The sequence below is a fragment of the Nocardioides sp. genome (genome assembly GCF_014360585.1).
Lineage (GTDB): Bacteria > Actinomycetota > Actinomycetes > Propionibacteriales > Nocardioidaceae > Nocardioides.
This window is the reverse complement of the sequence record NZ_JACIXG010000011.1, coordinates 1-25,704: the sequence shown is the minus strand read 5'-3', so window position 1 is coordinate 25,704 and position 25,704 is coordinate 1. Positions and strand designations below refer to the sequence as shown.

Below are 25,704 nucleotides of genomic sequence, written 5' to 3'. Positions count from 1 at the left end.
AGAATGACCACCGTGACCGACTTCTCCTATCCCGTGGGTGACCTCGTCGAGGGCTGGCAGGCGCGGCCGTGGCCGGAGCCGGTGGCTCTGGAGGGGCGCTACGTCCGGGTCGTGCCGCTCTCGTCGACGCTGTACTCGGACCTCTACACCGGGGTCTGCGGACCCGGGGACGCCGACCTGTGGACCTACCGGCCGATCCCGATGCCCACCTCGCTGCAGGAGCTGTGGATGCACCTGGCGGGTCTCGTCGATGCCGACGATGTCGTGCCGTTCGCGTTCGTCCCGAAGGAAGGGGAACGCGACGGCCGGGCGAGCGGCGTCGCGGGCTACCACGCCATCAATCCAGGGAACGGGAGCATCGAGGTCGGCGGTGTGCTCTTCGGCCCGTCGCTGGCCCGGACCCGGATGGCGACCGAGGCGATCCACCTGCTCATGCGGCATGCGTTCGACAAGCTGGGCTACCGCCGGTTCGAGTGGAAGCTCGACTCGTTCAACGAGCCGTCACGACGGGCCGCGGAGCGACTGGGGTTCACCTACGAGGGCCGGTTCCGCAACCACATGGTCGTCAAGGGCCGCAACCGGGACACCGACTGGTTCTCCGTCACCGCCGAGGAGTGGCCCGCCGTCCGGGAGCAGCACGAGCGCTGGCTCTCGCCGGAGAACTTCGACGAGCACGGACGCCAGCGCAGTCGGCTCGGGGCGTAGCCAAGCTAGAGCGCGTCCAGCGCCACGACGTGGTGACGCCCCATCGGCAGCATGAGCGGCTTGGCCGAGACCGGGTCCTGGATGACCGTGCTTCGCATCCCGAAGACGTCCTGGACGAGCTCCGGCACCAAGACCTCATGGGGTCGGCCGGCCGAATGCAGGCGGCCGTCGTGCAGGGCGATGAGGTTGTCCGCGTAACGGGCGGCGAGGTTGAGGTCGTGCAGCACCATCACGATCGTGGTGCCGGCGCTGCGGTTGAGGTCGGTCAGCAGGTCGAGCACCTCGACCTGATGGCTGATGTCGAGGAAGGTGGTGGGCTCGTCGAGGAGCAGCACCTCGGTCTCCTGCGCGAGTGCCATCGCGATCCAGACCCGTTGACGCTGGCCACCGGAGAGCTCGTCGACGGAGCGACCGATCAGCTCGACGGTGTCGGTGGCGCGAAGCGCAGCGGTCACCGCGCGGTCGTCGGCCTCCGACCAACGAGTCATGACTCGCTGGTGCGGATGCCGGCCACGGCCCACCAGTTCGCCGACGGTGATCCCCTCCGGCGCGATCGGCGACTGCGGCAGCAGACCCATCCGCCGGGCGAGCTGCTTGGCCGGCGTCGCGTGGACCTCCTTGCCGTCCAGGAGCACGCGGCCGGTCCGGGGCGGCAGCAGCCGTGTCATCGACCGAAGCAGCGTCGACTTGCCGCACGCGTTCGGACCGACGATGGCGGTGACCTCGCCCGGAGCGATGACGAGATCCAGATCGTGCACGACCTCCCGGTCGCCGTAGCCGAGAGTCAGCCTCTCGATCTCCAAGCGCGGCCGGCCGTTGGGCTGGTCAGCGGGCTGGTTGAGGGTCACAGGGTGCCTCCGACTCTGTTGACGCGGACGATGAGGTAGAGCAGGTAGGGAGCGCCGAGGATGCCGGTGACCACGCCGACCGGCATCCGGGTGCCGAAGGCGTACTGGCCCGCGAAGTCGGCGACGAGGGTGAGCAGCGCGCCGACCAGGGCCGCCGGAACCAGGAGGGAGCCCCGGGAGCCGACGATCCGGGCTGCGATGGGACCGGACAGCAGAGCGAGGAACGCGATCGGTCCGGATGCCGCCGTCGCCACGCACACCAGCCCGACCGCGGCGACGATCGTGAGCAGCCGCGTCCGTTCGATGCGTACGCCGAGGGCGGAGGCCGCATCGTCACCGAGCTGTGCGGCAGCGAGGGCACGTGTCTGGAGCAGCACGGCGCCGCCCAGCACGACGACCGCCGTGAGGACCACGAGGACGTCGCGCCACAGCGCTCCGTTCAGGCTGCCGGTGAGCCAGCGCAGAGCCTCGGCGAGCTGGAAGTTGGTGGCGCGCTCGAGCTGCCAGGAGATGACGCTCTGCATCATCGCGGCCATGCCGATGCCGATGAGGATCAGACGCGTACCGGCCGCGGTGCCGCGCCGATAGGCCAGCAGGTAGATGGTGAGCGCGACGCCCACCCCTGCCGTGACCGCGACCCAGGAGACGAGGAGGCCGCCGAGCGAGAAGCTGACGATGGCGACGGCCGCGGCAGCGCTCGCGCCCTCGGTCACGCCGATGACGTCGGGGCTCGCGAGCGGGTTGCGCAGCAGGGTCTGGAAGGTGACGCCCGCCAACCCGAAGGCGATCCCCACCACCAGCGCGAGGGTGGCTCGGGGCAACCGCAGCCGTCCGACGATGAACTCGGCACCGCCGGCACCGTCGCCCAACACGACCGAGGCCACCTCGCCGAGTCCGTAGGTGGTCGAGCCAAGCATCAGGCTGCCGAGGTAGGCGGCCGCCACGAGTGCGGTCAGGAGGGCGATCAGCTGACGACGCCTGCGCTCGCGGCCCCGGCGGGCCGCGACGACCAGGCGCAGGTCCGCGGCAGCGTCGGCAGCGTCGGCCGCCTCGGCCCCGATGGCGTAGGGGGAGACGGTCACAGCTCACGCACCTTGGCCTGGCGCACGACCGCGATGAGGACCGGCGCTCCGACGATGGCGGTGATGATCCCGACGTCCACCTCGGTCGGCGGGGCGACGACGCGTCCGAGGACGTCCGCGACCAACAGCAGCACCGCGCCGCCCATCACGCTGAAGGGAAGCAGCCAGCGGTGGTCGGTCCCGATCAGGAGGCGACCGATGTGCGGCACGACCAGCCCGACGAACGCGATCGGTCCCGTGATCGCGGTGGTCGCCCCGGCGAGGGTGACGGCACCGACGGCGGCCAGCAGCCTGGTCCGGGTCACGTGCTCGCCCAGGCCGGAGGCGAGGTCGTCGCCGAGGCCGAGCATGTTGAGTCCGCGGGCGCACCAGACGCACAGCAGAGCGCCGACGAAGAGGAACGGTGCCACCAGCCACAGCTTGTCGTCGGTGGCTCCGCCGACGCCGCCGACCTGCCAGGAGACGACGTTCTCGGAGATGTCGGGTCGGGGCAGGACGACCGCGGTGACGAAGGACGACAGCGCGGCAGCGGTGGCGGCGCCGGCGAGGGTGAGCTTGAGCGGGGTGGCGCCGCCTCGGCCCAGCGACCCGACCGTCCACACGAACGCCGATGCGAGCGCCGCGCCGAGGATGGCGACCCAGATGTAGCTGATCGGGGAGACCAGGCCGAACCAGGCGATACCGGCGACGACGGCCAGGGAGGAGCCCGTGTTGATCCCCAGGATGCCGGGGTCGGCCAGCGGGTTACGGGTGATGCCCTGCAGCACCAGTCCCGACACCGCCAGCGCGGCTCCCGCGGCGGCAGCCAGCACCGTACGTGGCACCCGCTTGGCGACCGCGGCCTGGGCGAACCCCTCCGCCTGGCCGGAGACGCCGGCCCAGATGTCGGCCCAGGACGCCTCGCGCGAGCCCAGGACGATGGAGGTGGCCGCGGCCGCCAGGACGGCGGCTGCGAGCACGAGCAGCGCCAGGCTCCGCGTCCGCCGGGTGCCGCGCAGCTGGGCTGCGGGGTCGGCGGGCGCGGATCCTGGAGGGCTGGTCAGAGACGTCGTCATCTCACGTCGATCCGTCGTCGCGCGACGGTCACTCGGTGGTGTACGCGGCTGCGTCGGCCAGCAGGCCGACATAGTCCTCCGCGAGGGCCGGCACCGACAGCGCGGTCGGGTTGGCCGCGGTGCCCATCGCCTCGGCGCCGTCGAGGGTGACGATCGCCTTGTTCTTCACTGCCGGCAGCTGGGAGAGCACCGGGTCCCCCTCGAGGGCGTCGATGAGCTCCTGGCCGCCGTAGGTGATGATGACGTCGACGTCAGCGAGCTCGTCGGCCCGCTCGGTGCTGATCGAGCCGGAGTAGTCGCCGCTGTCGCCGGTGGCCTTGATGATGCTCGGAGCGACCTCCATGCCGAGGTCGGCGAGGTACTTCGACCGCGTGTCAGCGGCGCTGTAGAAGTTGATCTCGCTCAGGTCTGCCGGGTCGACATGGGTCATGAACATGCCGGTCGTGCCCTCGAGCTCGGGTCGCGACGCCGCGGCGTCGGCGATGGTCTGCTCCAGGTCCTCGACCAGGTCCTTGCCCTCGGACTCCATGCCGAGGCCCTTGGCGTTCTGGAGGACGGAGTCGCGCCACTCGGTCGCCCACGGGTCGTCCGGGAAGGCGACCACCGGGGCGATCTCGCTGAGAGTGTTGTAGTCGTCCTCGGTCAGGCCCGAGTAGCCGGCGAGAATGACGTCGGGGTTCGTGCCGGCGACGGCCTCGAAGTCGTAGCCGTCGGTCTCGTCGAACAGCACAGGCGTCTTGGCGTCGAGCTCCTTCAGCTTGTCCTCGGTCCACTGCTGGACGCCGTCGCCGTCGTCGTCGCCCCAGGTCATCTTCGACATGCCCACAGGGACGATCCCGAGCGCTAGCGGGACCTCCTGGTTGGCGAAGTCGACGGTGGCCACCCGCTCGGGCTTCTTCTCGATGACCGTCTCGCCGTAAGCGTGCTGCACGGTGACGGGCTTCCAGCTCCCGCCCGCAGCGTTCTTCGAGGAGCCTTCGGTGTCAGAGCCACACGCCGCCAGGCCTGCCGCGGCCACGACGAGTGCGACGGGCACCGCCGCCTTCCGTGCGATGAACATCTCGTCCCGCTTTCTGTTTAGGTTAGGCGTACCTTACTCGAGGTCTTAACCTACGCGGGATTGCGTACCCCGTCCCCGCTTTTGAACCGATGTGCCGGCGGCTCGGGCGCAGCAGTCTGGAGGGCACAGAGAGCCCAGCAGATTGGACAGAACGATGAGCATCAACGAGACGATGGCAACCCTGGCCGTGACCGGCGACAGCTGGGGTCCGTGGCGCGAGAGCGGCCCGTGGCACGACGGGGGAGGGCCGCCGGCGTTCTGGCCGATCTTCCCCATCCTGTGGTTCCTCGTGATCGCGGCGATCATCACCGCGATCGTCGTCCTCGCCCGCAAGCGGGTGGCCGAGGGGCCGCGGCGCGCGGGTGAGGCGAGGCTGGCCGAGAGGTACGCCGCGGGCGAGATCGACGAGAACGAGTACCGCGCTCGCCGCGACGTCCTGCGAGAGAAGCCGGGCAGCACGAAGGACGCCTGAGCCCCGCTGGTCTGTGGCAGCCTTGGCTGCCATGGACCAGCGCATCAGCTTCATCACGCTCGCCGTCGCCGACGTCGCGGTGAGTCGGGCGTTCTACGTCGACGGACTCGGCTGGACCCCGGAGCTCGAGGCCGACGGGGTGCTCATGATCCGTGTCGGTGAGCACGTGATCCTCTCGCTGTGGGACCGGGCCGAGTTCGAGGAGGAGGTCGGTCCGATCGCCGCCGCCGACGGCGTGGCCCCGTTCACCCTCGCCCACAACGTCGCCACCCGCGAGGAGGTCGACGGCATCCTGTGGCTCGCCCGGTCGCTCGGGCGCGTGGCCTCCGCCGCCGAGGAGAGGGCGTGGGGCGGCTACACCGGCTACTTCGCCGACCCTGACGGCGTCCGCTGGGAGATCGCCTACAACCCTGGCCCGGTGGGACAGACCGTGCTGCCGGACCAGGCCTGACCTCAGCCCGCGAAACCCGGCAGGTGCTCCTCGAGGATCTCCCGGAACGGCGCCTCGGCGTTGAGCTGTGCGAGCACCCCGAGCCCACCGAGCCAGACCCGGTGGATGAGCAGGTAGGACGGCGGCAGGTTGAGCTTGAGGCCGACGGTGTAGGCAGGGTCCTTGGGATCGTTGATCCGCTTGAACTCCTCCCGCATCCACTCCCGGGTGAACCGGAAGCGCTCCTCCAGCGCTGGGGTCACGAACGGGGCCAGGTAGTCGAGCACGTGCTGCGGCTCGACCTTGATCCCGTCACGGATGAAGCCGACGTCGCGCAGACCCTCGACCAGCGCCTCGGCGTCGCCGGTCGAGGCGATCCGGATGAGTCGACCCATCGGCTCGGGGAAGCCTCGCTCCGGGAGCCGGGCGGCGAGCCCGAAGTCGAGCACCGCCATCCGGCCGTCGGGGAGGATCCGGAAGTTGCCGGGGTGCGGGTCGGCGTGCAGCATCCCGGTCAGCTCGGGCGCGGAGAACCAGAACCGGGCGAGCAACTCGCCGTAGTGGTCGCGCTCCTCGGTGGTGCCCTCGGCGATCACCTTCGCGATCGAGCCCTGCGACTCCACCCACTCGGTCACGAGCACCGACGGGCCCACTGTGACGACATCGGGGACGTCGATCAGGGGATGGTCGGCGTACGCCTCGGCGAAGACGTGCTGGGCCTCGGCCTCCTTCGGGTAGTCGAGCTCCTCGATGACCCGCTCCTGCATCTCGGCGACGAGAGCTTTGACGTCCATGCCGGGCACGACCGCGTTGCCGATCGCTCCCAGCCGGCCGATCTGGCGCAGGTCGGCGCGCAGCGCCTCCTCGGAGCCGGGATACTGCACCTTCACCGCCACCTCGCGGCCGTCGACCCACCGGCCCCGGTGGACCTGTCCGATCGAGGCCGAGGCGGCCGGCTCCTCGGAGAGCTCGACCAGCCGCTCGGACCAGTCCTTGCCGAGGTCTCGGGCCAGCAGGCCGCGTACGATCCCGGTCGGCATCGGGGGAGCGGAGTCCTGGAGCCGGGTGAGCTGGTCTCGGTAGTGGGCCGCCTGCGACTCGGGCAGGGCCGCCTCCATCACCGAGAGCATCTGGCCGAACTTCATCGCGCCGCCCTTGAGCTCACCCAGGGTGCGGAACAGCTGGTCGGCCGTACGCTGGTGGACATCGGCCAGCACGGCCTCGGCGGGCTTGCCCCCGATCCGCTTCCCGAGCCCGAGCGCCTTGCGCCCGGCGTAACCCATCGGCAGCGCGGCCAGCTTGGCCGTCCGTGTCGCCGCTCGCCGCGGTAGACCTTTCGACGACCCCTCCGCCTCATTCATGAGGCCAGTGTGCCTGTCGGCTGCAACTCGGGCCCTGCGAAGTAGCCTTCCCGCATGAGTGAGCGCCAGCGAACGACGACAAGCGTCAGGCCACCGCATCCGTACTCTTTGCCCTGCCCTACGGAGGCGGTGGCATGACCTCTGAGCTGACGATCGTGACCCCGCTCGACCCTGCCGGGGAGGATCCGTTCGGCTGGCTGGAGGAGGTCGAGGGCGCAGACGCGCTGGCCTGGGTCCGGGCCCGCAACGAGGAGGCCCATGCGAGCGTCGGGGCCGATCCCGTGTTCGCCGAGATCGAGGCGCGCATCCTCGAGGTGCTCGACTCCGACGACCGGGTGCCCGAGGTCTCGCTCCTCGGTGAGCATCTCTACAACTTCTGGCGCGACGCCGACCACGAGCGCGGCATCTGGCGGCGCACCACGCCGGAGTCCTACCGCACCGACGACCCCGAGTGGGAGCTCCTGCTCGATCTCGACGCGCTCGCCGCCGAGGAGGGCGAGAGCTGGGTGTGGCACGGCGCCTCGGTGCTCCGGCCCGAGCCCGGCGAGCCGTGGCGCAAGGTGCTCGTCGACCTCTCGCCGGGTGGCTCGGACGCCGACGTGACCAGGGAGTTCGACCTGGTCGAGAAGGCGTTCGTAGCGCCCGCGGACGGTGGGTTCACCCGTGCCGTGGGGCAGGGCGGCGCCAAGGGTGGGCTCTCCTGGTGCGGCCCCGACGCGGTCTACGTCTTCACCGACTTCGGACCGGGCTCGCTGACCCCGAGCGGCTACCCGCGCATCGTGAAGCTGTGGCGCCGCGGCACCCCGTTCGAGGACGCGGCGGTGGTCTACGAGGGCACCGACGAGGACATGTACATCTCCGCCCGCCACATCCACACCCCCGGCTTCGAACGCGACCTGGTCAGCCGCTCGATCGCGTTCTACCGGTCCGAGACGTACGTCGTCACCGACCCCGGCACCCCCGAGCAGACCCTCACCAAGCTCGACATCCCCGACTCGGCCGAGGCCGGGTTCCACCGCGAGTGGCTGGTCGTCGAGCTCCGCGACGAGTGGGCGCCGAAGGAGAGGACGTACGCCGCCGGCTCGCTGCTCGCGATCGAGGCTGACCGGTTCCTGGCTGGCGAGCGCGACCTCACCGTGCTCTTCGAGCCCACCCCGAGCACCTCGCTCGCCGGTGCGACCTGGACCCGCAACCACCTGGTCCTCAACGTCTTCGAGGACGTCAAGAACCGCCTGCACACATTGACGCCGCCGGCGTCGGGCAACGCGGAATGGACGCGCTCCGACTTCCCGGCGACCGACCCCGTGGCCGCGGTCGGCACGCGCGCGGTCGACGCGGTCGAGTCCGACGAGGTCTGGGTCGTCACCAGCGGCTACCTGACCCCGGCGACGTACGGACTGACCGAGATTGGCGCGGAGACGATCGAGCCGCTGAAGTCGGCGCCGGCCTGGTTCGACACCGAGGGGCTGCGCGCCGAGCAGCGCTTCGCCACGTCGAAGGACGGCACCCGCGTGCCGTACTTCATCGTCGGCCCCGAGGCGGCGCTCGACGGCGCAGGCCCGGCCCCGACGCTGCTCTACGGCTACGGCGGCTTCGAGATCCCGATGACGCCGGGTTACTCCGCGGGGGTCGGCCGGAGCTGGCTCAGCGAGGGTGGGGTCTACGCCGTCGCCAACATCCGTGGAGGAGGGGAGTACGGCCCGGCCTGGCACCAGGCAGCGCTGAAGGAGAACCGGCACAAGGCCTACGAGGACTTCGCCGCCGTCGCCCGCCACCTCGCCGAGACCGGGGTGAGCGACGCGAGCCACCTCGGGATCCAGGGCGGATCCAACGGCGGCCTGCTGACCGGAAACATGCTGACGCTCTACCCGGAGCTGTTTGGCGCAGTCGTGATCCAGGTGCCGCTGCTGGACATGAGGCGCTACTCCCATCTCCTCGCCGGGGCGTCGTGGATGGCCGAGTACGGCGACCCCGACGTGCCGGAGGAGTGGGAGTACATCAAGACCTTCTCGCCCTATCACCTGCTCGACGGGGCGAGGACCTACCCGCCCGTCCTGCTCACCACCTCCACCAAGGACGACCGCGTCCACCCCGGCCACGCCCGCAAGATGGCCGCGCTGCTGGCCGCCACCGGCAAGGACGTCACCTACTACGAGAACATCGAGGGAGGTCACGGCGGGGCGGCCAACAACGCCCAGTCCGCCCACCTGTCCGCCTTCGCCTGGACCTTCCTGCGTGAGCGGCTCGGACTGATCGAGTGACAGATACTGGGACGGTGATCTCAGATCATGGGACGACCGATAGGGTGTGGTGACACGGCGCGACACCTGGGGTTAACGTGTGAGCATGCTGAACAGCATCATCGTACTTATCAGGCGCGTCGCCTAGGAGCCATTGGCCCCAGACGACGCGTCTCCCTCCGTTGCCCGCCGGGCCGGAGGGTTTTTTGTTGCACGAGCAGCCCAAGCCAGACAACCGAGCACAGCCCATGAGTAGAAGCTCCGAATGAGTAGGACGGCGGACATGAGCGAGCAGATGACAGGCGCACAGAGCCTGATCAAATCGCTGGAAGCAGCGGGGGCCGAGAACATCTTCGGCATTCCGGGAGGCGCGATCCTTCCGGCGTACGACCCGCTGATGGACTCGAAGATCCGCCACATTCTTGTACGCCACGAGCAGGGCGCCGGCCACGCAGCCCAGGGCTACGCCGCCGCGACCGGCAAGGTCGGCGTCTGCATGGCCACCTCCGGTCCGGGCGCGACCAACCTGGTCACCCCGCTCGCCGACGCCAACATGGACTCCGTGCCGATGGTGGCCATCACCGGCCAGGTCGGCGCGGCGATGATCGGCACCGACGCCTTCCAGGAGGCCGACATCCGCGGCATCACGATGCCGGTCACCAAGCACAGCTTCCTCATCACCGACCCGGCGGAGATCCCGCTTCGGGTCGCTGAGGCCTTCCACCTCGCCTCCTCCGGGAGGCCGGGTCCGGTCCTCGTCGACGTCACCAAGTCGGCGTTGCAGGCCACCACCACCTACCGGTGGCCGACCGAGCTCCACCTGCCGGGCTACCGCCCGGTGACCAGGCCGCACGCCAAGCAGATCCGCGAGGCGGCGCGCCTGATGCTGGAGGCCAAGAAGCCGGTCCTGTACGTCGGCGGCGGCACGATCCGCTCCCGCGCTCACCGCGAGCTCTTCCAGCTGGCCACGCTCACCGGGATCCCGGTGGTGACCACGCTGATGGCCCGCGGCGCCTTCCCCGACTCCCACCCGCAGCACCTCGGTATGCCGGGCATGCACGGCACCGTCCCCGCGGTCGCCGGCCTGCAGAAGTCCGACCTGATCATCAGCCTCGGCGCCCGGTTCGACGACCGCGTCACCGGCAACCTGGACTCCTTCGCCCCCAACGCCAAGGTGATCCACGCCGACATCGACCCGGCCGAGATCGGCAAGAACCGCTACGCCGACGTTCCGATCGTGGGCGACGTGCGCGAGGTCCTCACCGACCTGATCACGGTGCTCACCGCGGAGAAGGAAGCCGGCAAGGAGGGCGACTACGAGGGCTGGATCTCGTTCATGGCCGGGATCAAGAAGGCGTACCCGCTCGGCTATGACCTCCCGGCCGACGGCCTCTCCCCGCAGTACGTCATCGAGCGGCTCGGCGCGATCTCCGGCGACGAGACGATCTTCACCGCCGGCGTCGGCCAGCACCAGATGTGGGCGGCGCAGTTCATCGGCTACGAGCACCCGAACACCTGGATCAACTCCGGAGGCCTCGGCACGATGGGTTACTCCGTCCCGGCCGCGATGGGCGCGAAGGTCGGCTGCCCGGACGCCACGGTCTGGTCGATCGACGGCGACGGCTGCTTCCAGATGACCAACCAGGAGCTCGCCACCTGCGCGATCGAGAACATCCCGATCAAGGTCGCGATCATCAACAACGACAACCTCGGCATGGTGCGCCAGTGGCAGACGCTCTTCTACGGCGAGCGCTACTCCAACACCAACCTGCAGTCCCACGGCCAGACCAAGCGCATCCCTGACTTCCCCAAGCTGGCCGAGGCCATGGGCTGCGTCGGCCTGGCCTGCGACTCCGCCGACGACGTCGACGCCACCATCGCGAAGGCCATGGAGATCAACGACGCCCCTGTCGTCGTCGACTTCCGGGTCAACAAGGACGCCATGGTGTGGCCGATGGTCGCCGCCGGCTCCTCCAACGACGAGATCCAGTACGCGCGCGACCTCGCGCCCGAGTTCGACGAGGACGACCTCTGATGAGCATCCAGCCCGCGAAGACCGGCGGCAAGCACACGCTGAGCGTCCTGGTCGAGAACAAGCCCGGTGTCCTGGCCCGCGTGGCCGCGCTCTTCTCGCGCCGTGGCTTCAACATCGAGTCCCTCGCGGTCGGGCCGACCGAGCACGACGAGGTCTCCCGCATGACGGTCGTGGTCAATCTCGAGAACACCCCTCTCGAGCAGGTCACCAAGCAGCTCAACAAGCTGGTCGAGGTGATCAAGATCGTCGAGCTCGAGCCCGAGTCGCGCGTCCAGCGCGCCCTCATGCTGGTCAAGATCACCGCCACCACGGAGACCCGCAGCCAGGTGCTCGACACCATCCAGCTCTTCCGGGCCAAGGTCGTCGACGTGTCCACCGACACCGTCGTCGTCCAGCTCGCCGGCAACACCGGCAAGCTCAACGACTTCCTGCGAGTCATCGAGCCCTTCGGCATCCGTGAGCTCTCCCAGTCCGGAATGGTCGGCATGGGCCGCGGCTCCCGGTCGATCTCCGAGCGCAGCCTGCGATCCGTGGCTGTGCCCGCTCCGCCTCCCGCGGTCTGAACCAAACCACATCAATCACTACAGGTGGGTCTCGACAAGCTCGACCACCGAACGAAAAGGAGAAGCCCTCGTGGCTGAGATTTTCTACGACGACGACGCCGACCTCTCGCTGATCCAGGCGAAGAAGGTCGCGGTCATCGGCTACGGCAGCCAGGGCCATGCCCATGCGCTCAACCTGCGTGACTCCGGTGTGGACGTCCGCGTCGGCCTTCAGCCCGGCTCGAAGTCGACCGCCAAGGCCGAGGAGGAGGGCCTCAAGGTCCTCACGCCGGCCGAGGCCGCCGCTGAGGCGGACGTGATCGTCATCCTCGCCCCGGACCAGCACCAGCGCGGTCTCTACAACGACGAGCTCGCGCCCCACGTGACCGCCGGCAAGACCCTCGTCTTCGGCCACGGCTTCAACGTGCGCTTCGGCTACATCAAGGCTCCCGAGGGTGTCGACGTGATCCTGGTGGCCCCGAAGGCCCCGGGCCACACCGTCCGTCGTGAGTACGTCGCCGGCCGCGGCATCCCGGACATCATCGCCGTCGAGCAGGACGCCTCCGGCTCCGCCTGGGACATCGCCAAGGCGTACGCCAAGGGCATCGGCGGCACCCGCGCCGGGGTCATCAAGACGACCTTCACCGAGGAGACCGAGACCGACCTCTTCGGCGAGCAGGCCGTGCTCTGCGGTGGTGTGTCGCACCTGGTCCAGGCCGGTTTCGAGACGCTGACCGAAGCCGGTTACCAGCCCGAGATCGCCTACTTCGAGGTGCTCCACGAGCTGAAGCTCATCGTGGACCTGATGTGGGAGGGCGGCATCGCCAAGCAGCGCTGGTCGATCTCCGACACCGCTGAGTACGGCGACTACGTCTCCGGCCCGCGCGTCGTCGGCCCGCAGGTCAAGGAGACCATGCAGCAGGTGCTCGCCGAGATCCAGGACGGCTCCTTCGCCGCCCGGTTCATCGCCGACCAGGACAACGGTGCGGCCGAGTTCCAGAAGCTGCGCGAGGAGGAGGCCGGTCACCCGATCGAGGCCACCGGCAAGGCCCTGCGCGCCCACTTCTCGTGGAGCCAGGCCGACGACGACTACACCGAGGGTTCAGCCGCCCGCTGATCCCGCTGTTCGTCAAACCCCAAGCCGAGTCGGCGCGTTCTAACGCGCCGACTCGGCTGGATTTGTGGTCAGCTTGCGCCGACTCGGCGGGTTACTTGACCTCGGACTTGAGGACCAGCCGGAGGCCTACCAACATCGGGACCACGAGCCAGATCAGGCTCGCCACGCCAAGCTGAGCCCACGCCTTGTCGGTCATCTCGGAGTAGAGGTTCATGGTCGCCCAGTTGAGGTCGAACCAGGTGGCGTTCTCGGCCCACCAGGTGTTGGTGGAGGCGAGCGCCGAGGAGACGGTCGGCAGCACGAGGGCGTAGACGAAGTAGGCCACGATGGCCGCGGGAGAGCTGCGGAAGAGCATCCCCAGCATGAAGCCCATGAACATCCCGATCTCACTGGCCAGGGTGACCCGGGCGAGCTCGGCGAAGGAGAGGTTCCAGACCGGGTCGAGGTCCATGACCGTCGCCACGCCGAGGTAGCCCAGGGCTCCGACGAGCGCCGCGACGACGATGGCGGCTACCCCCACCAAGGCGGTGACGACGGCTTTCGCGGCGATCACGCTACCGCGTCCGGGCACCAGGGTGAAGGTGGTCAGGGCGCTGCGCGCGCTCCACTCGCTCGTGACCGCGAGCACGGCGATCATCGGCAGGATCACCGACATCGGGATGCCCCAGGCGCTGGCGAACCCCTCGTAGTCGAGGTTGTCGGCGTCGACGAAGATGATCGTCGCCGCTGAGGCCGCGAGAGAGAGCACGACCAGGCTGGCCATCAGCCAGAACCCGGAGCGGGTGTCGAACATCTTGCGCAGCTCGATGCCGGCGATGCGGCCGAAGGGGATAGGGGAGGGGACGGCCCGCGTGCGGCGGTGAGCCGCCTCCTGCTGGTGCCCGGCCGGGCTGGCCGGCTCAGGGGCGATGGTCGTGGTGGTCATGCTGCCTTCCCTTTCGATGAATCCAGCCCTTCCGGGGACTCGAGGTGGTCGCGCTGGGTGGAGGCGGTGAGCTGGAGGAACATCTCCTCCAGGCCGGCGCCGTCGGCGGCGCGGAGCTCGGTGAGCGCCAGCCCGGCGTCGAAGGCGATCTGGCCGACGGCGGCGAGTTCGGCGTTGCTGAGGACGGCGCCCTCGGAGGTGATCTCGGCGGTGTGGCCCGCCCGCTGGAGCGCCCGCCCCAGGGCGGTGAGATCGCTGGTACGGGCGTACGTCCCGCCGCCGGCGAGCAGCTCCTGCTTGGTGCCCTGCGCGACGATCCGGCCGTTGCCGATCACCACGATGTCGTCGGCGATGACCTCGATCTCGTGCAGCAGGTGGGAGGAGAGGAGCACGGTGCCGCCGTCGTCGGCGAAGCCGCGCAGCAGGTCCCGCATCCAGCGGATGCCTGCGGGGTCGAGCCCGTTGGCCGGCTCGTCGAGGATCAGCACCTCCGGGTCCCCGATCAGGGCCGTCGCGATCCCGAGCCGCTGCCGCATCCCGAGGGAGTAGTTGCGTACGCGCCGCCCGGCCTCCTCCTCGGTCAGGCTGACCCGCTCGAGCGTCTCGGCCACGCGGGTCTTCGGCAGACCCATCGTGCGGGCGGCCAGGGTGAGGATCTCGCGGCCGGTGCGGCCGCCGTGCTGTGCGGAGGCGTCGAGGAGGACACCGACCTCGAGGCCGGGGTTGGGCAGCTGGGAGAAGTGCCGGCCGAGGAGATGCGCGCTGCCGGAGGACGGATCGGTGAGGCCGACCAGGATGCGCATGGTCGTGGACTTGCCGGCGCCGTTGGGGCCGAGGAAGCCGGTCACCCGGCCGGGCTCGGCATTGAAGGTCACGTTGTCGACGGCCGTGAACCCGCCGTACCTCTTGGAGAGGGCATCGATCTGGATCATGCATCGAGCCTCGCGCCAAGCGACCCTCGGCCGCGTCCGGCAGATCCCTGGCGGGCTCCCGGACCTTCCCCTGGTCACCCCTGAGACCGGCTCAGGGGCCCTGCCCATCAGGCGCAGCAGTCTGCCGCGGAATGTTTCGTACCGGACGAAACGTTCCCGTCACATGCGTATTGATGTCTGGTCTGACGTCGTCTGTCCTTGGTGCTACATCGGCAAGCGCCATCTCGAGGAGGCCCTGGAAGGCTTCGAGCACAGCGACGACGTCGAGATCGTCTACCACTCCTTCGAGCTCGACCCGACCGCGCCGCAGGTGCCGGTCGAGACCACGGTCGAGGCGCTGTCGAAGAAGTTCGGTGCCTCCGTCGAGCAGACCCGCGAGATGATGAAGCAGGTCAGCGTCCCGGCCGCCGCTGCCGGTCTCGAGTTCGACTACGAGGACACCCCGCACGCGCGCACCATCGACGCCCACCGGCTGATCCACCTGGCCAAGGCCGAGGGCAGGCAGGCCGAGCTCAAGGAGGAGCTGCTCGCTGCGTACTTCACCCGGGGCGAGTCGATGGGCGACCACGCCGTCCTGCGGCAGGCCGCCGTCAGCGTCGGTCTCGACGCTGCCCGCGTCGACGAGGTGCTCGCGAGCGACGAGTTCGCGACCGACGTACAGGCCGATGTCGACCAGGCCCGCGCCTACGGCGCGACCGGGGTGCCGTTCTATGTCGTCGAGGAGAAGTACGGCGTCTCCGGCGCGCAGCCCACGAAGGTGTTCAGCCAGCTGTTGGAGCGGGTGCACGCCGAGACCAAGCCGGCGCTGACGATCGTCGGCGACGGCGATGCCTGCGGTCCCGACGGCTGCGCGATCTGACCGTCGGGCCGGAGTCCAGCTAGCGTTTGGTGGCGATCAGGACGCTGGTGTCGGGGGCGACCATGACCTCGACGGTGGTGAAGCGCTCGTCGGTGAGCCAGGACTCGCGCAGGCTGTCGACCCGGCCGTAGACGATCGGCGGCCACAGGTCGGTGGGGATGAGGTCGTCGATGACGACGATGCCGCCCTCCTCGACCAGCTCGGCGAGCTGGTCGGGGGAGACCCCGCCGGGGGTCTCGGCGTCCAGGAAGAGCAGCGCGAACGGGCCGCGGTCGCGCAGGATGCCCCAGTCGGCGGCGATCACCTCGACCTGCCGGTCGTCGGCGAAGATCTCGGCGGCCTCCTTGGCGAGGTGCTCGTCGAGTTCGGCGGAGACGATGTGGGCCGCGTCGCCGCGTACGCCGCTTCGCAGCCAGGCGGTGCCGATACCGCATCCGGTCCCGAACTCCGCCATGGTGCCGCTCCGGGTGGCCGCGAGGGTCGCCAGAAGTCGTCCGGTCTCGTTGCGGCAGAACGAGACGTACCCCGCCCGACGGGAGACGTCGAAGGCGCGGGTCACGATGTCCGGAAGCTCTGGGGGTGCACTCACATGGCCAGTCTTCCGGATGAGGGGTGTGATCGTGCGCACGGGCGTCTCGGATGGCGGACCATTCGTCCAGATCCGTTCTTTCAAGGCGTCTGCCGGGTTAACGTCAGAACACCATGCGGAGCATTTTTCTCGTACTCGAGTGCCGCGACGGGGCCCGGCGGTAACGACCGCAGGAGAAGCCACCTCGTCGCGGTGGCTTCCGTCTTCCAAAGACCCCGGCTTCTCTCCCACACCCTCTGATTCCCTGACGTGTGAAGGAAGAAGCCATGTACGCGATGTACCCCGAGAGCCCCGCCGATTACGACAAGTGGGGCCGCGAGTGGGGCCCGGCGAGCCACGACCCGGACAACCCGCACAGCGTCGAGAACACCATCGCCGCGGTCCAGCAGGCGCTCGACCTGCGGGACAACGGCGGCCAGCTGCCCGACGACAACTAGTCTCGCCGTCATGTCTACGACCAACCTCGCAGTGATCCCCGGCGACGGCATCGGACCGGAGGTGACCGCCGAGGCGCTGAAGGTGCTCGAGGTCGCTGCAAACATCGCCTCGGGATCCGGCTCGGCCGGACCGGTGAAGTTCGAGCAGACCCGCTACGACCTCGGCGCCGAGCGCTATCTCGCCACCGGCGAGGTCCTGCCCGAGTCTGTCCTCGCCGAGATCAAGGAGCAGGACGCCATCCTGCTCGGAGCGGTCGGCGGCAAGCCCAACGACCCGAACCTGCCCCCGGGCATCCTGGAGCGCGGGCTGCTGCTCAAGCTCCGCTTCGAGCTCGACCACTACGTCAACCTGCGCCCGTCGCGACTCTTCCCGGGGGCGACCTCCCCGCTGTCGCCGGCAGTGCTGGACAAGGGCGAGATCGACTTCGTCGTGGTCCGTGAGGGCACCGAGGGCCTCTACACCGGCAACGGTGGCGCGATGCGGGTCGGAACCCCACACGAGGTCGCCACCGAGACCTCGGTCAACACCGCCTACGGCGTGGAGCGGGTCGTCCGCGACGCCTTCGCCCGTGCCCAGGCACGCCCGCGCAAGCAGCTGACCCTGGTCCACAAGACCAACGTGCTCGTCAACGCCGGCTCGCTGTGGTGGCGGATCACCCAGCAGGTCGCCGAGGAGTTCCCCGACGTCACCGTGGACTATCTCCACATCGACGCGGTGATGATCTTCCTCGCGACCGACCCGGCGCGCTTCGACGTGATCGTCACCGACAACATCTTCGGCGACATCATCACCGACCTCGCCGCTGCCATCACCGGCGGCATCGGCCTGGCCGCCTCCGGCAACATCAACTCCTCCCGCGAGTTCCCCTCGATGTTCGAGCCTGTCCACGGCTCCGCCCCCGACATCGCCGGCCAGCAGAAGGCGGACCCCACTGCGGCGATCCTGTCCGGGGCCCTTCTGCTCGAGCACCTCGGTCGCCCCGAGGCTGCCGCTGCCATCGACGCCGCCGTGCTCGCCGACCTCTCCGAGCGCGGTTCGCAGCCTCGTACGACCTCCGAGGTCGGCGACGCGATCGCCGCGCGAGTAGTCGGCTAGCCGCTCACCCTCGAAGGGCCGGGCGCAGATTCTCCTGCGCCCGGCCCTTGCTCTGTCCTCATCACTTACCCCGCCCGCGATAGCACAGCCCTCGCAGAACAGGACTAATCTCATGGTCATGGAGATCAGCACCACATTGTCGACCCAACCGGCCACCGACAAGCAGCGCGCGGAGGTCCTGGCGAACCCAGGCTTCGGCAACCATTTCACCGACCACATGCTCACCGTCGAGTGGACGCCCGAACAGGGCTGGCACAACGGTCGCATCGAGGCGTACGCGCCGATCAGCCTGGACCCGTCAGCAGCCGTGCTGCACTACGCCCAGGAGATCTTCGAGGGCATGAAGGCCTACCGGCACGAGGACGGCTCGATCTGGTCGTTCCGGCCCGAGGCCAACGCCGCTCGGATGGCTCGCTCCAGCGAGCGCCTGGCTCTGCCCGTCCTCGAGATCGAGGACTTCGTGCAGACCGTCTTCGACCTGGTCAAGGTCGACCACCGCTGGGTCCCCGAGGCATCCGAGAGCGACGAGAAGAGCCTCTACCTGCGGCCCTTCATGTTCGCCTCGGAGTCGTTCCTCGGTGTTCGCCCGGCCCAGCACGTGACCTACATGGTCATCGCCTCGCCCGCCGGCTCCTACTTCAAGGGCGGCGTGAAGCCGGTCCGGATCTGGCTCAGCGAGAACTACACCCGCGCCGGCCGCGGCGGCATGGGCGCGGCCAAGACCGGCGGCAACTACGCCTCCTCCCTGGTCGCCCAGGCCGAGGCCACGGCCAACGGCTGCGACCAGGTGGTCTTCCTGGACGCGCAGGAGGGGAAGTACGTCGAGGAGCTCGGCGGCATGAACCTCTACTTCGTCCACGCCGACGGCCGGATCGTCACCCCCGAGACCGGCACCATCCTCGAGGGGATCACCCGGGCCTCGATCATCGAGCTCGCGGGCAAGCTCGGCTACACCGTCGAGGAGCGCAAGTTCACCATCGACGAGTGGAAGGCCGGCGTGGAGTCCGGCGAGATCACCGAGGTCTTCGCCTGCGGCACCGCAGCTGTGGTCACCCCGGTCGGCGAGCTCGTCCACGAGGGCGGCTCCATCGCCTCGGCCGGTGACGGTGAGGTCTGGCGGACCATCCGCAAGCAGCTCGTCGACATCCAGTTCGGCCGCGCCGAGGACACCTTCGGCTGGATGCGCCAGATCGTCTGACGCCGAGCGAGGGAGTAACCGCGCGAAGCGCGGAGACGTCACTCGCGCCGGCCGAGACGTCACGTACGCAGGCCGAAGCGTCACTCCCGCGAACCGAGACGGCAGAGGATGCCCACTCGGCCGACCGGGGTGACGCTTCGGCGTTTCGTGGTCTCCGCCGGTGTCGGTTGCGGCGGTTAAGGTTTGTCCCGTGACGACAGCCCCACGCCTACCCCAGGCGAACCGACGAGAGAGCGTCGGTGACTACGACCTGCTCTCCCTGCTGGGGCAGGGCGGGATGGGCCGGGTCCACCTGGCCAGCCACCGCGTGAGCGGTGAGCGGGTGGCGCTGAAGGTGCTGCGCACCCAGTTCGTCGGGGACGAGGAGGGGCGCCAGCGGCTGGCGCGCGAGGTCTCCTCGCTGCAGCGGGTGCGGAGCAGGTGGGTCGCAGGTGTCGTCGCGGCCGACCCGTGGGGCGAGGTGCCGTGGCTGGCGACCCGCTACGTCCCGGGTCCGACGCTGCACGACAAGATCGTCAACGAGGGCGTGCTCTCGAGCGACGAGGTCGAGCAGCTGGCCAGCGACCTGGCCGAGGGCATCGCCGACTGCCACGCCGTCGGCGTCCTCCACCGCGACGTCAAGCCCGCCAACATCATCGTCGAAGGGCGGACCCCGATCCTGATCGACTTCGGGCTCGCCCGCGTGGCCGACGATCCGAAGATCACCGTGACCGGCCTGCTGATCGGCACACCCGGTTACCTGCCGCCCGAGATCGCCGTCGGCGACCCGGCCACCCCGGCCTCGGACGTGCACTCGTGGGCCGCCGTCGTGGCGTACGCGGCGACCGGCCGCCCGCCCTTCGGCGAAGGCAACTCGATGAAGCTGATGGACCGGGCCCGGCGCGGTGAGCACGACCTGGAGGGCGTGCCGCAGCCGCTGCGTGGGTTGCTCGGGCAGGCGCTCTCGCCCGATCCCGCCGACCGCCCGACGCTGGACGAGGTGCGCGAGTGGCTGCGTACGCCGCGTCGGCCGTTCGTGCACAAGCCGGTCGAGCAGCTCTCGCTCAGCGACCGGACCGAGCGGGAGAAGGCCACCACCCCGGCCGCGCCGTTCCCGCCGCTCGGCAAGCTCGGCCGGCGCCCGGACAGTCGCCGTGATGCCCGTCTGGAGAAGCTGCGCCGCGGGGCGATCTGGCTCGGTCTGCTCGCCTTCACCGTCGGTGTGATGGCCGCGTTCCCGAGCGTGGGCTTCCTGGCTGTGCTCGGCGCGGCCTGGCTGATCCGCTCCGCGACGCTGGCCGCCGGTGACCTGCGCAGGTGGCGTTGGTATCGCGGTCGCAAGTGGCACGATGCGCCCCGCCTCCTGATCGGCGCCCCCTGGCGGCTGGTCCGCTCGCTCCCGAAGACGTTCGTGGTGGGGATGTGGGGATACGGGTTCGTGGTGGCGGCGGTGCTGATCGGCTTCGCCCTGCAGCTCTCCCTGCCGGCCGCTCTGGGCCTCGCAGGCCTGGCGTTCGTGGTCGCGCTGTGGACCGGCTCCGGACGCGACCGGCTGCGCGACCCGGTGACCAAGGTGGTCCGGCGGGTCTCGGAGCGATGGGTGCCCTGGATCCTCGGTTTCGCGGTGGTCCTCACCCTGGCTCTCTTCCCGATCCAGACCCTTGCCGAGGAGGGCCCACAGTTCTCCGGCGGCGACGAGTCGTGGTGGGTCGAGCTCCTCGGCTGGTGAGACGCCCGTCCCACTGAGGGAGATTTCGTGGCAGGATCAGGGCCATGACGACGTCTGTCATCATCATTCGCTAGCGCGCCGAGCTCCGCTCGACGCGCCACCCTCTCGTACCCGAGAGGGTTTTTTCTTGCCCAGCCACAGCCCCTGACCGCAGATCCAGCCCAGCCCGAGGACAGAAGAGCCATGGAATTCCACGTCTACGACACCACTCTGCGCGACGGTGCGCAGCAGGAGGGCCTCAACCTCAGCGTCGCCGACAAGCTCGCGATCGCTCGGCATCTCGACGGCTTGGGCGTCGGGTTCATCGAGGGCGGCTGGCCCGGGGCGAACCCGAAGGACACCGAGTTCTTCAAACGAGCCGTCTCCGAGCTCGACCTCGAGCACGCGCGCCTGGCTGCCTTCGGGTCGACCCGCAGGGCCGGGGTGAGGGCGGCCGACGACCCCCAGGTCGCCGCGCTCCGTGACTCCGGGGCCTCGGTCGTCACCCTGGTGGCGAAGTCCCACGACCGCCACGTCGAGCTCGCGCTGCGCACCACCCTCGAGGAGAACCTCGCGATGATCCGCGACACCGTCTCCCACCTGCGCGAGGAGGGTCAGCAGGTCTTCCTCGACGCCGAGCACTTCTTCGACGGCTACCGGGCCAACCGCGACTACGCGATGGAGGTCCTGAGGACGGCCTACGAGGCCGGTGCCGAGGTCGTCGCGCTGTGCGACACCAACGGCGGGATGCTGCCGGGCTGGGTCTCCGACGTCGTCCACGACGTCCGCGAGACCACCCAGGGCGCTGTCGGGATCCACTGCCACAACGACACCGGGTGCGCGGTCGCCAACTCGCTGGCCGCAGTGGAGGCTGGCGCGATGCACGTCCAGGGCTGCATCAACGGCTACGGGGAGCGTACGGGCAACGCCGATCTGGTCTCCGTGGTCGCCAACCTGCAGCTCAAGCTCGGCCGAGAGGTGCTCCCGACCGGTCTGCTGGGCGAGGCGACCCGCGTCGCCCACGCGGTCGCCGAGGTGACCAACGTGCCGCCCGCGGGGCGGCAGCCCTACGTGGGCGCCTCCGCCTTCACCCACAAGGCCGGCCTGCACGCCTCCGCGATCAAGGTCGACCCCGACCTCTACCAGCACATGGACCCGGCAGGCGTCGGCAACGACATGCGGCTGCTGGTCTCGGACATGGCCGGCCGGGCCTCGATCGAGCTCAAGGGACGCGAGCTCGGCTACGACCTCTCCGACGACCGCGACCTGGTGACCCGGGTGACCGAGCGGGTCAAGGAGGCCGAGCAGCGCGGCTACACCTTCGAGGCGGCCGACGCCTCCTTCGAGCTGCTCCTGATCGAGGAGGTCGAGGACGCGCGCCCCGCCTACTTCGAGGTCGAGTCCTGGCGGGTCATCTCCGAGGCTCGCGGTGGTGGCTCGGAGACGGCGTCGACCACCGAGGCGATCGTGAAGATCCACGCCGACGGCGTACGTCACGTCGAGACCGGCGAGGGCAACGGCCCGGTCAACGCGCTCGACCAGGCGCTGCGGGCCGCGATCACACGCGCCTTCCCGGTGGTCGCCGACTTCGACCTGATCGACTTCAAGGTGCGGATCTTTGACCAGGGCCACGGCACCGACGCGAAGACCCGGGTGCTGATCGAGACCTCTGACGGGGTGACCTCGTGGACGACCGTGGGCGTCGGGTCCAACGTGATCGAGGCGTCCTGGGAGGCGCTGGTCGACGGGCTCACCTTCGGGCTACGACGTCATGTGAGCGAGGCCACATCTGCGGGTGCCGTCGTCGCGGAATGAATCTCCGGCGGGAGGGTGTTCAACAGTTCAACATTGAACTTTCCCGCGTCACTCGAGGAGAACCCGTGTCCGACACCCGCATCGCCGTACTCGTTGGCAGCCTGCGCGCTGAGTCCACCAACCGCAAGCTTGCCGAGAAGCTCGCCGCCGGGGCGCCCGACGGCGTCTCCCTGGAGATCGTCGAGGGCCTGGGCGAGCTGCCGTTCTTCAACGAGGACCTCGAGGCCGACCCGGGCGAGGCCGTGACCCAGCTCCGCAAGACGGTCACCGAGGCCGACCGCGTGCTGATCGTGACCCCGGAGTACAACGCCACCATCCCGGGCGTGCTCAAGAACGCGATCGACTGGCTCTCCCGTCCGTACGCTGCCGGTGCCATCAAGGGCAAGGTCGTCTCCGTCGTCGGCGTGACCCCGACCCCTTACGGCGGCAAGTGGGCGCACGCCGACGCCGCTCGCTCGGTCGGCATCGCCGGCGGGATCGTCGTCGAGGACGCGATCGTCTCGCAGCCGGCCCACGAGATCGACGTGTTCGCCGACGTCGAGGTCCAGGCTCGCTTCGCGGCTGCCGTAGAGAAGCTCGCGGGCTTCGCGCCCGCGGCCGTCTGATTCCCAAGCCAGGCGGCACCACGAGGTCAGGTCTCTCCGGGGGGAGACCTGACCTTCGTCATTTGTCGCGTGCGCGCTCTACCGATTATCGCGTGCGCGAAGGGCCCTGAGGCCGTACGTTGCCGCCATGAGCGGACCCGTGAGACAGCTTCGTGTGGTGGTCGAGGCGAAGGACTACGAAGAAGCGGTGGCGTTCTACCGCGACACCCTCGGGCTGCCCGAGCAGGCCGCCATCTCCGGCCCCGACGGCGCTGAGGTGATCATCCTCGACGCCGGCCGGGCCACGCTCGAGCTCGCGAACCCGACTCAGCACGCGTACATCGACGAGGTCGAGGTCGGGCGCCCGGTGGCCGGGCACGTACGCGTGGCGTTCGAGGTCGACGACTCCGCCGCGGTCACCGACCAGCTCGTCGAAGGCGGCGCGGCGCTCGTGGCCTCACCCACCCGCACCCCGTGGGAGTCGCTCAACGCGCGTCTCGACGGACCCGCCGACCTGCACCTGAGCCTCTTCCAGGAGCTCGCCGAGCCCGCCCTGGCGCCGGAGTACCCGGTCAGGACCGAGCGGTTGACGCTGCGCCCGGTAGACGTCGAGCGTGACCTCGAGGACCTGCATGCCTATCTCTCGCTCGAGGACGTGTGCCGCTACATCCCGCCGGTGCCGCGTGACCGAGACCAGCTGCGGAAGGCGTACGCGCCCGAGAGGCGTCCTTCCGTCCTGCGCCGCGAAGGTGAGGTGCTCTGTCTCGCCGTCGAGCACGAGGGCCGGCTGATCGGTGACGCCGTGCTCTTCTGGCACAGCAAGGAGCAGCGGTCGGGGGAGATCGGGTATGCCTTCAACCCCGAGTTCCAGGGGCGCGGATTCGCCACCGAGACGGCTCGGGCGCTGCTCGGGCTGGCGTTCGACGGGCTCGGTCTGCACCGGGTGATCGCCAGGGTCGACGAGCGCAACGTCGCTTCGGCGCGGGTGGTCGAGCGGCTCGGGATGCGCAAGGAGGCGGTCGAGCGTGACGTGAAATGGACCAAGGGTGAGTGGGCGACACTGGTGAGCTACGCGATGCTCGAGGACGAGTGGCGCTAGGGATGTGATCTAGCCTACAGGGGTGGCCGAACTTCATGATCTGACCGCCCTGGAACAGGGAGAGCTGCTGCATCGATGCGAGATCTCTCCGGGAGAGCTCGCGGAGCACTATCTCGACAGGATCGCGCGGCTCGACGATGTCGGCGCCTTCGTCACCGTGGCCGAGGAGCGGATCTCGACCTGCGCTCGTGAGCTCGTGGTCAAACCGGTCGGCGCCTCACCGCTGTGGGGAGTGCCGACGGCGATCAAGGACCTCAATCTGACCCGCGGGGTCCGCACGACCTTCGGGTCGGCGGTCTACTCCGACTTCGTCCCCGACGTCTCCGACAACGTCACCTTGTCGATCGAGGCGGCCGGGATGATCTCGCTCGGGAAGACCAACACCCCCGAGTTCGGTTCGCCCTGTTACACCGAGCCTGATGTGGCCCCGCCCGCCGTCACCCCCTGGGACCGTACGCGGATCGCCGGTGGCTCCTCCGGAGGCGCTGCCGCGGCGGTGGCCGCCGGACTGGTGCCGGTCGCGCAGGGCTCCGACGGCGGCGGCTCGATCCGGATCCCGGCCTCCTGCTGCGGCCTGGTCGGCCTGAAGCCGACCCGCGGGCGGATCTCCCCGTCGCCGATGTACGGCGACGCGGCCGGGCTCGCCACCGCCGGCCCGATCGCTCGGTCGGTGCGGGACGCGGCGGCCTTCCTCGATGTGCTCGCGGGGCGGCGTACGGGCGATCCCTTCTGGGCGCCCGAGGAGCAGCTCCCGTTCCTGGACGCGTGCGAGCGGCCGCCGGGAAGGCTGCGCATCGCCCGGTTCATCGAGCCGCTGATCGCGGAGACCGCCGTCGATGCCGAGTGTGTCGCCGCGTGGGAGAACGCCTCGACGCTGCTGGCGTGGCTGGGCCACGAGATCATCGACATCCCTCGTCCGCTGCCGGTCGAGGCGGTCGCCGTCTTCGAGACGGTCTGGGCCGTCGGCACCGCGATGTCGGTGGTCAACCTCGCCCCGGACCAGCGATCCCAGATCCGGCCGCTGACTCGCTGGCTCACCGAGCGGGGAGAGGCGGTCAGCGGGCCAGAGTTCGGGCTTGCGCTCGCCGAGCTGCGCCGGTACGCCGCCGCGACCCTGGAGGCGCTGGCCCCCTACGACGCCGTCCTCACCCCGACCCTGGCCACGCCGCCGCCCCTCGTCGGCGCGATCCGGAATGACGCCGACCCCGCGGCCGACTTCCAGGCGCAGAAGGAGTTCACCCCCTGGACCTCGGCCTGGAACGTCACCGGCATGCCCGCCATCTCCCTGCCCCTCCACTGGACCCCCTCCGGCCTCCCCGTCGGCGTCATGCTCGCCGCCCGCCCCGCCCAGGAGTCCCTGCTGCTCTCCCTCTCCGCCCAGATCGAGGCCGCCGCCCTCTGGGACCACCGCCTTCCGCCCGGCTGGTAACACCACTCGCCGAGACGTCACCCCGGTCGGCCGAGACGTCAACTCTGTCGGCCGAGAAGGCACGCAGATGCCGTCTCGGCCGACGGGAGTGACGCTTCGGCCGACCG

The 25,704-nt window shown here is 69.7% G+C and carries 24 protein-coding genes; 16 read left to right on the top strand and 8 right to left on the bottom strand.

The window, feature by feature from the left end:
- Positions 1-3 precede the first annotated feature (3 nt).
- Positions 4-705, top strand: a complete 702-nt coding sequence (locus H5T77_RS05930; RefSeq protein ID WP_292646318.1) for a GNAT family N-acetyltransferase — start codon at positions 4-6, stop codon at positions 703-705.
- Between the two features lie 5 nt (positions 706-710).
- Here the strand turns inward: H5T77_RS05930 and H5T77_RS05925 are convergent, their stop codons facing one another.
- Genes H5T77_RS05925 through H5T77_RS05910 form a run of 4 tightly spaced genes read right to left on the bottom strand, consistent with a single transcriptional unit; the run spans position 711 to position 4,750 of the window.
- Positions 711-1,553 (bottom strand): ABC transporter ATP-binding protein, encoded by an 843-nt coding sequence (locus H5T77_RS05925; protein ID WP_292646313.1) that lies wholly within the window; start codon positions 1,551-1,553, stop codon positions 711-713.
- Positions 1,550-2,635 (bottom strand): FecCD family ABC transporter permease, encoded by a 1,086-nt coding sequence (locus H5T77_RS05920; RefSeq protein ID WP_292646311.1) that lies wholly within the window; start codon positions 2,633-2,635, stop codon positions 1,550-1,552. The genes H5T77_RS05925 and H5T77_RS05920 overlap by 4 nt, the downstream gene beginning before the upstream one ends.
- A complete protein-coding gene (locus H5T77_RS05915) occupies positions 2,632-3,690 on the bottom strand; it encodes a FecCD family ABC transporter permease (protein WP_292646309.1) in 1,059 nt (352 codons plus the stop codon). Before H5T77_RS05915 ends, H5T77_RS05920 begins: the two co-directional genes overlap by 4 nt.
- 28 nt (positions 3,691-3,718) lie before the next feature.
- The gene (locus H5T77_RS05910) at positions 3,719-4,750 is read right to left on the bottom strand and encodes an iron-siderophore ABC transporter substrate-binding protein (RefSeq protein WP_292646307.1); all 1,032 of its coding nucleotides are present in this window, start codon (positions 4,748-4,750) and stop codon (positions 3,719-3,721) included.
- 154 nt (positions 4,751-4,904) lie between these two features.
- On the opposite strand from H5T77_RS05910, the gene H5T77_RS05905 reads away from it, so the two are divergent.
- Both H5T77_RS05905 and H5T77_RS05900 read left to right on the top strand, forming a co-directional pair.
- Positions 4,905-5,222 (top strand): SHOCT domain-containing protein, encoded by a 318-nt coding sequence (locus H5T77_RS05905; protein ID WP_292646305.1) that lies wholly within the window; start codon positions 4,905-4,907, stop codon positions 5,220-5,222.
- 31 nt (positions 5,223-5,253) lie between these two features.
- Complete coding sequence (locus tag H5T77_RS05900) at positions 5,254-5,673, top strand: VOC family protein (protein ID WP_292646302.1); 420 nt, start codon at positions 5,254-5,256, stop codon at positions 5,671-5,673.
- Between the two features lie 2 nt (positions 5,674-5,675).
- Here H5T77_RS05900 and H5T77_RS05895 read toward each other — a convergent pair whose 3' ends face one another.
- Positions 5,676-7,013, bottom strand: coding sequence for an ABC1 kinase family protein (locus H5T77_RS05895; protein WP_292646299.1), 1,338 nt, complete (start codon positions 7,011-7,013; stop codon positions 5,676-5,678).
- Positions 7,014-7,147: 134 nt separating this feature from the next.
- Here H5T77_RS05895 and H5T77_RS05890 point away from each other — a divergent pair, with 134 nt between their 5' ends.
- The 4 genes from H5T77_RS05890 to ilvC all read left to right on the top strand — a co-directional run bounded on the left by H5T77_RS05890 (position 7,148) and on the right by ilvC (position 12,947).
- A complete protein-coding gene (locus H5T77_RS05890) occupies positions 7,148-9,274 on the top strand; it encodes a prolyl oligopeptidase family serine peptidase (RefSeq protein ID WP_292646296.1) in 2,127 nt (708 codons plus the stop codon).
- Positions 9,275-9,536: 262 nt separating this feature from the next.
- Positions 9,537-11,288: an acetolactate synthase large subunit gene (locus tag H5T77_RS05885; RefSeq protein ID WP_292646294.1), complete on the top strand. Its 1,752-nt coding sequence runs from the start codon at positions 9,537-9,539 to the stop codon at positions 11,286-11,288.
- The gene (gene ilvN / locus H5T77_RS05880) at positions 11,288-11,851 is read left to right on the top strand and encodes an acetolactate synthase small subunit (protein ID WP_292646292.1); all 564 of its coding nucleotides are present in this window, start codon (positions 11,288-11,290) and stop codon (positions 11,849-11,851) included. The genes H5T77_RS05885 and ilvN overlap by 1 nt, the downstream gene beginning before the upstream one ends.
- Before the next feature lie 70 nt (positions 11,852-11,921).
- Entirely contained in the window at positions 11,922-12,947 is a 1,026-nt protein-coding gene (gene ilvC / locus H5T77_RS05875; RefSeq protein ID WP_292646290.1) for a ketol-acid reductoisomerase, read from the top strand.
- A gap of 91 nt (positions 12,948-13,038) precedes the next feature.
- On the opposite strand, the gene H5T77_RS05870 is transcribed toward ilvC, so the two are convergent.
- Both H5T77_RS05870 and H5T77_RS05865 read right to left on the bottom strand, forming a co-directional pair.
- Positions 13,039-13,872 (bottom strand): ABC-2 transporter permease, encoded by an 834-nt coding sequence (locus tag H5T77_RS05870; RefSeq protein WP_292646287.1) that lies wholly within the window; start codon positions 13,870-13,872, stop codon positions 13,039-13,041.
- Entirely contained in the window at positions 13,869-14,804 is a 936-nt protein-coding gene (locus H5T77_RS05865) for an ABC transporter ATP-binding protein (RefSeq protein ID WP_292646284.1), read from the bottom strand. The genes H5T77_RS05870 and H5T77_RS05865 overlap by 4 nt, the downstream gene beginning before the upstream one ends.
- Positions 14,805-14,967: 163 nt before the next feature.
- Here H5T77_RS05865 and H5T77_RS05860 point away from each other — a divergent pair, with 163 nt between their 5' ends.
- A complete protein-coding gene (locus tag H5T77_RS05860; RefSeq protein ID WP_292646282.1) occupies positions 14,968-15,663 on the top strand; it encodes a DsbA family oxidoreductase in 696 nt (231 codons plus the stop codon).
- A gap of 19 nt (positions 15,664-15,682) precedes the next feature.
- On the opposite strand, the gene H5T77_RS05855 is transcribed toward H5T77_RS05860, so the two are convergent.
- Entirely contained in the window at positions 15,683-16,252 is a 570-nt protein-coding gene (locus H5T77_RS05855) for an O-methyltransferase (RefSeq protein ID WP_292646280.1), read from the bottom strand.
- Positions 16,253-16,518: 266 nt separating this feature from the next.
- On the opposite strand from H5T77_RS05855, the gene H5T77_RS05850 reads away from it, so the two are divergent.
- From H5T77_RS05850 to H5T77_RS05815, 8 genes are all read left to right on the top strand, one after another.
- The gene (locus H5T77_RS05850; protein WP_292646278.1) at positions 16,519-16,689 is read left to right on the top strand and encodes a hypothetical protein; all 171 of its coding nucleotides are present in this window, start codon (positions 16,519-16,521) and stop codon (positions 16,687-16,689) included.
- Positions 16,690-16,699: 10 nt separating this feature from the next.
- Entirely contained in the window at positions 16,700-17,785 is a 1,086-nt protein-coding gene (locus H5T77_RS05845; RefSeq protein WP_292646276.1) for a 3-isopropylmalate dehydrogenase, read from the top strand.
- Positions 17,786-17,903: 118 nt separating this feature from the next.
- Positions 17,904-18,983 carry a branched-chain amino acid aminotransferase gene (locus H5T77_RS05840; protein WP_472850336.1) on the top strand — a complete coding sequence of 360 codons (1,080 nt, stop codon included), beginning with the start codon at positions 17,904-17,906 and terminating at the stop codon, positions 18,981-18,983.
- A gap of 190 nt (positions 18,984-19,173) precedes the next feature.
- Positions 19,174-20,691, top strand: coding sequence for a serine/threonine-protein kinase (locus H5T77_RS05835; RefSeq protein ID WP_292646273.1), 1,518 nt, complete (start codon positions 19,174-19,176; stop codon positions 20,689-20,691).
- A gap of 183 nt (positions 20,692-20,874) precedes the next feature.
- Positions 20,875-22,485, top strand: a complete 1,611-nt coding sequence (gene cimA, locus H5T77_RS05830; protein WP_292646272.1) for a citramalate synthase — start codon at positions 20,875-20,877, stop codon at positions 22,483-22,485.
- A gap of 65 nt (positions 22,486-22,550) precedes the next feature.
- Positions 22,551-23,090: an NADPH-dependent FMN reductase gene (locus H5T77_RS05825; RefSeq protein WP_292646271.1), complete on the top strand. Its 540-nt coding sequence runs from the start codon at positions 22,551-22,553 to the stop codon at positions 23,088-23,090.
- Positions 23,091-23,217: 127 nt separating this feature from the next.
- Positions 23,218-24,168, top strand: a complete 951-nt coding sequence (locus tag H5T77_RS05820) for a GNAT family N-acetyltransferase (RefSeq protein ID WP_292646270.1) — start codon at positions 23,218-23,220, stop codon at positions 24,166-24,168.
- Positions 24,169-24,190: 22 nt separating this feature from the next.
- Positions 24,191-25,597 (top strand): amidase, encoded by a 1,407-nt coding sequence (locus H5T77_RS05815; RefSeq protein ID WP_292646268.1) that lies wholly within the window; start codon positions 24,191-24,193, stop codon positions 25,595-25,597.
- Positions 25,598-25,704 lie beyond the last annotated feature (107 nt).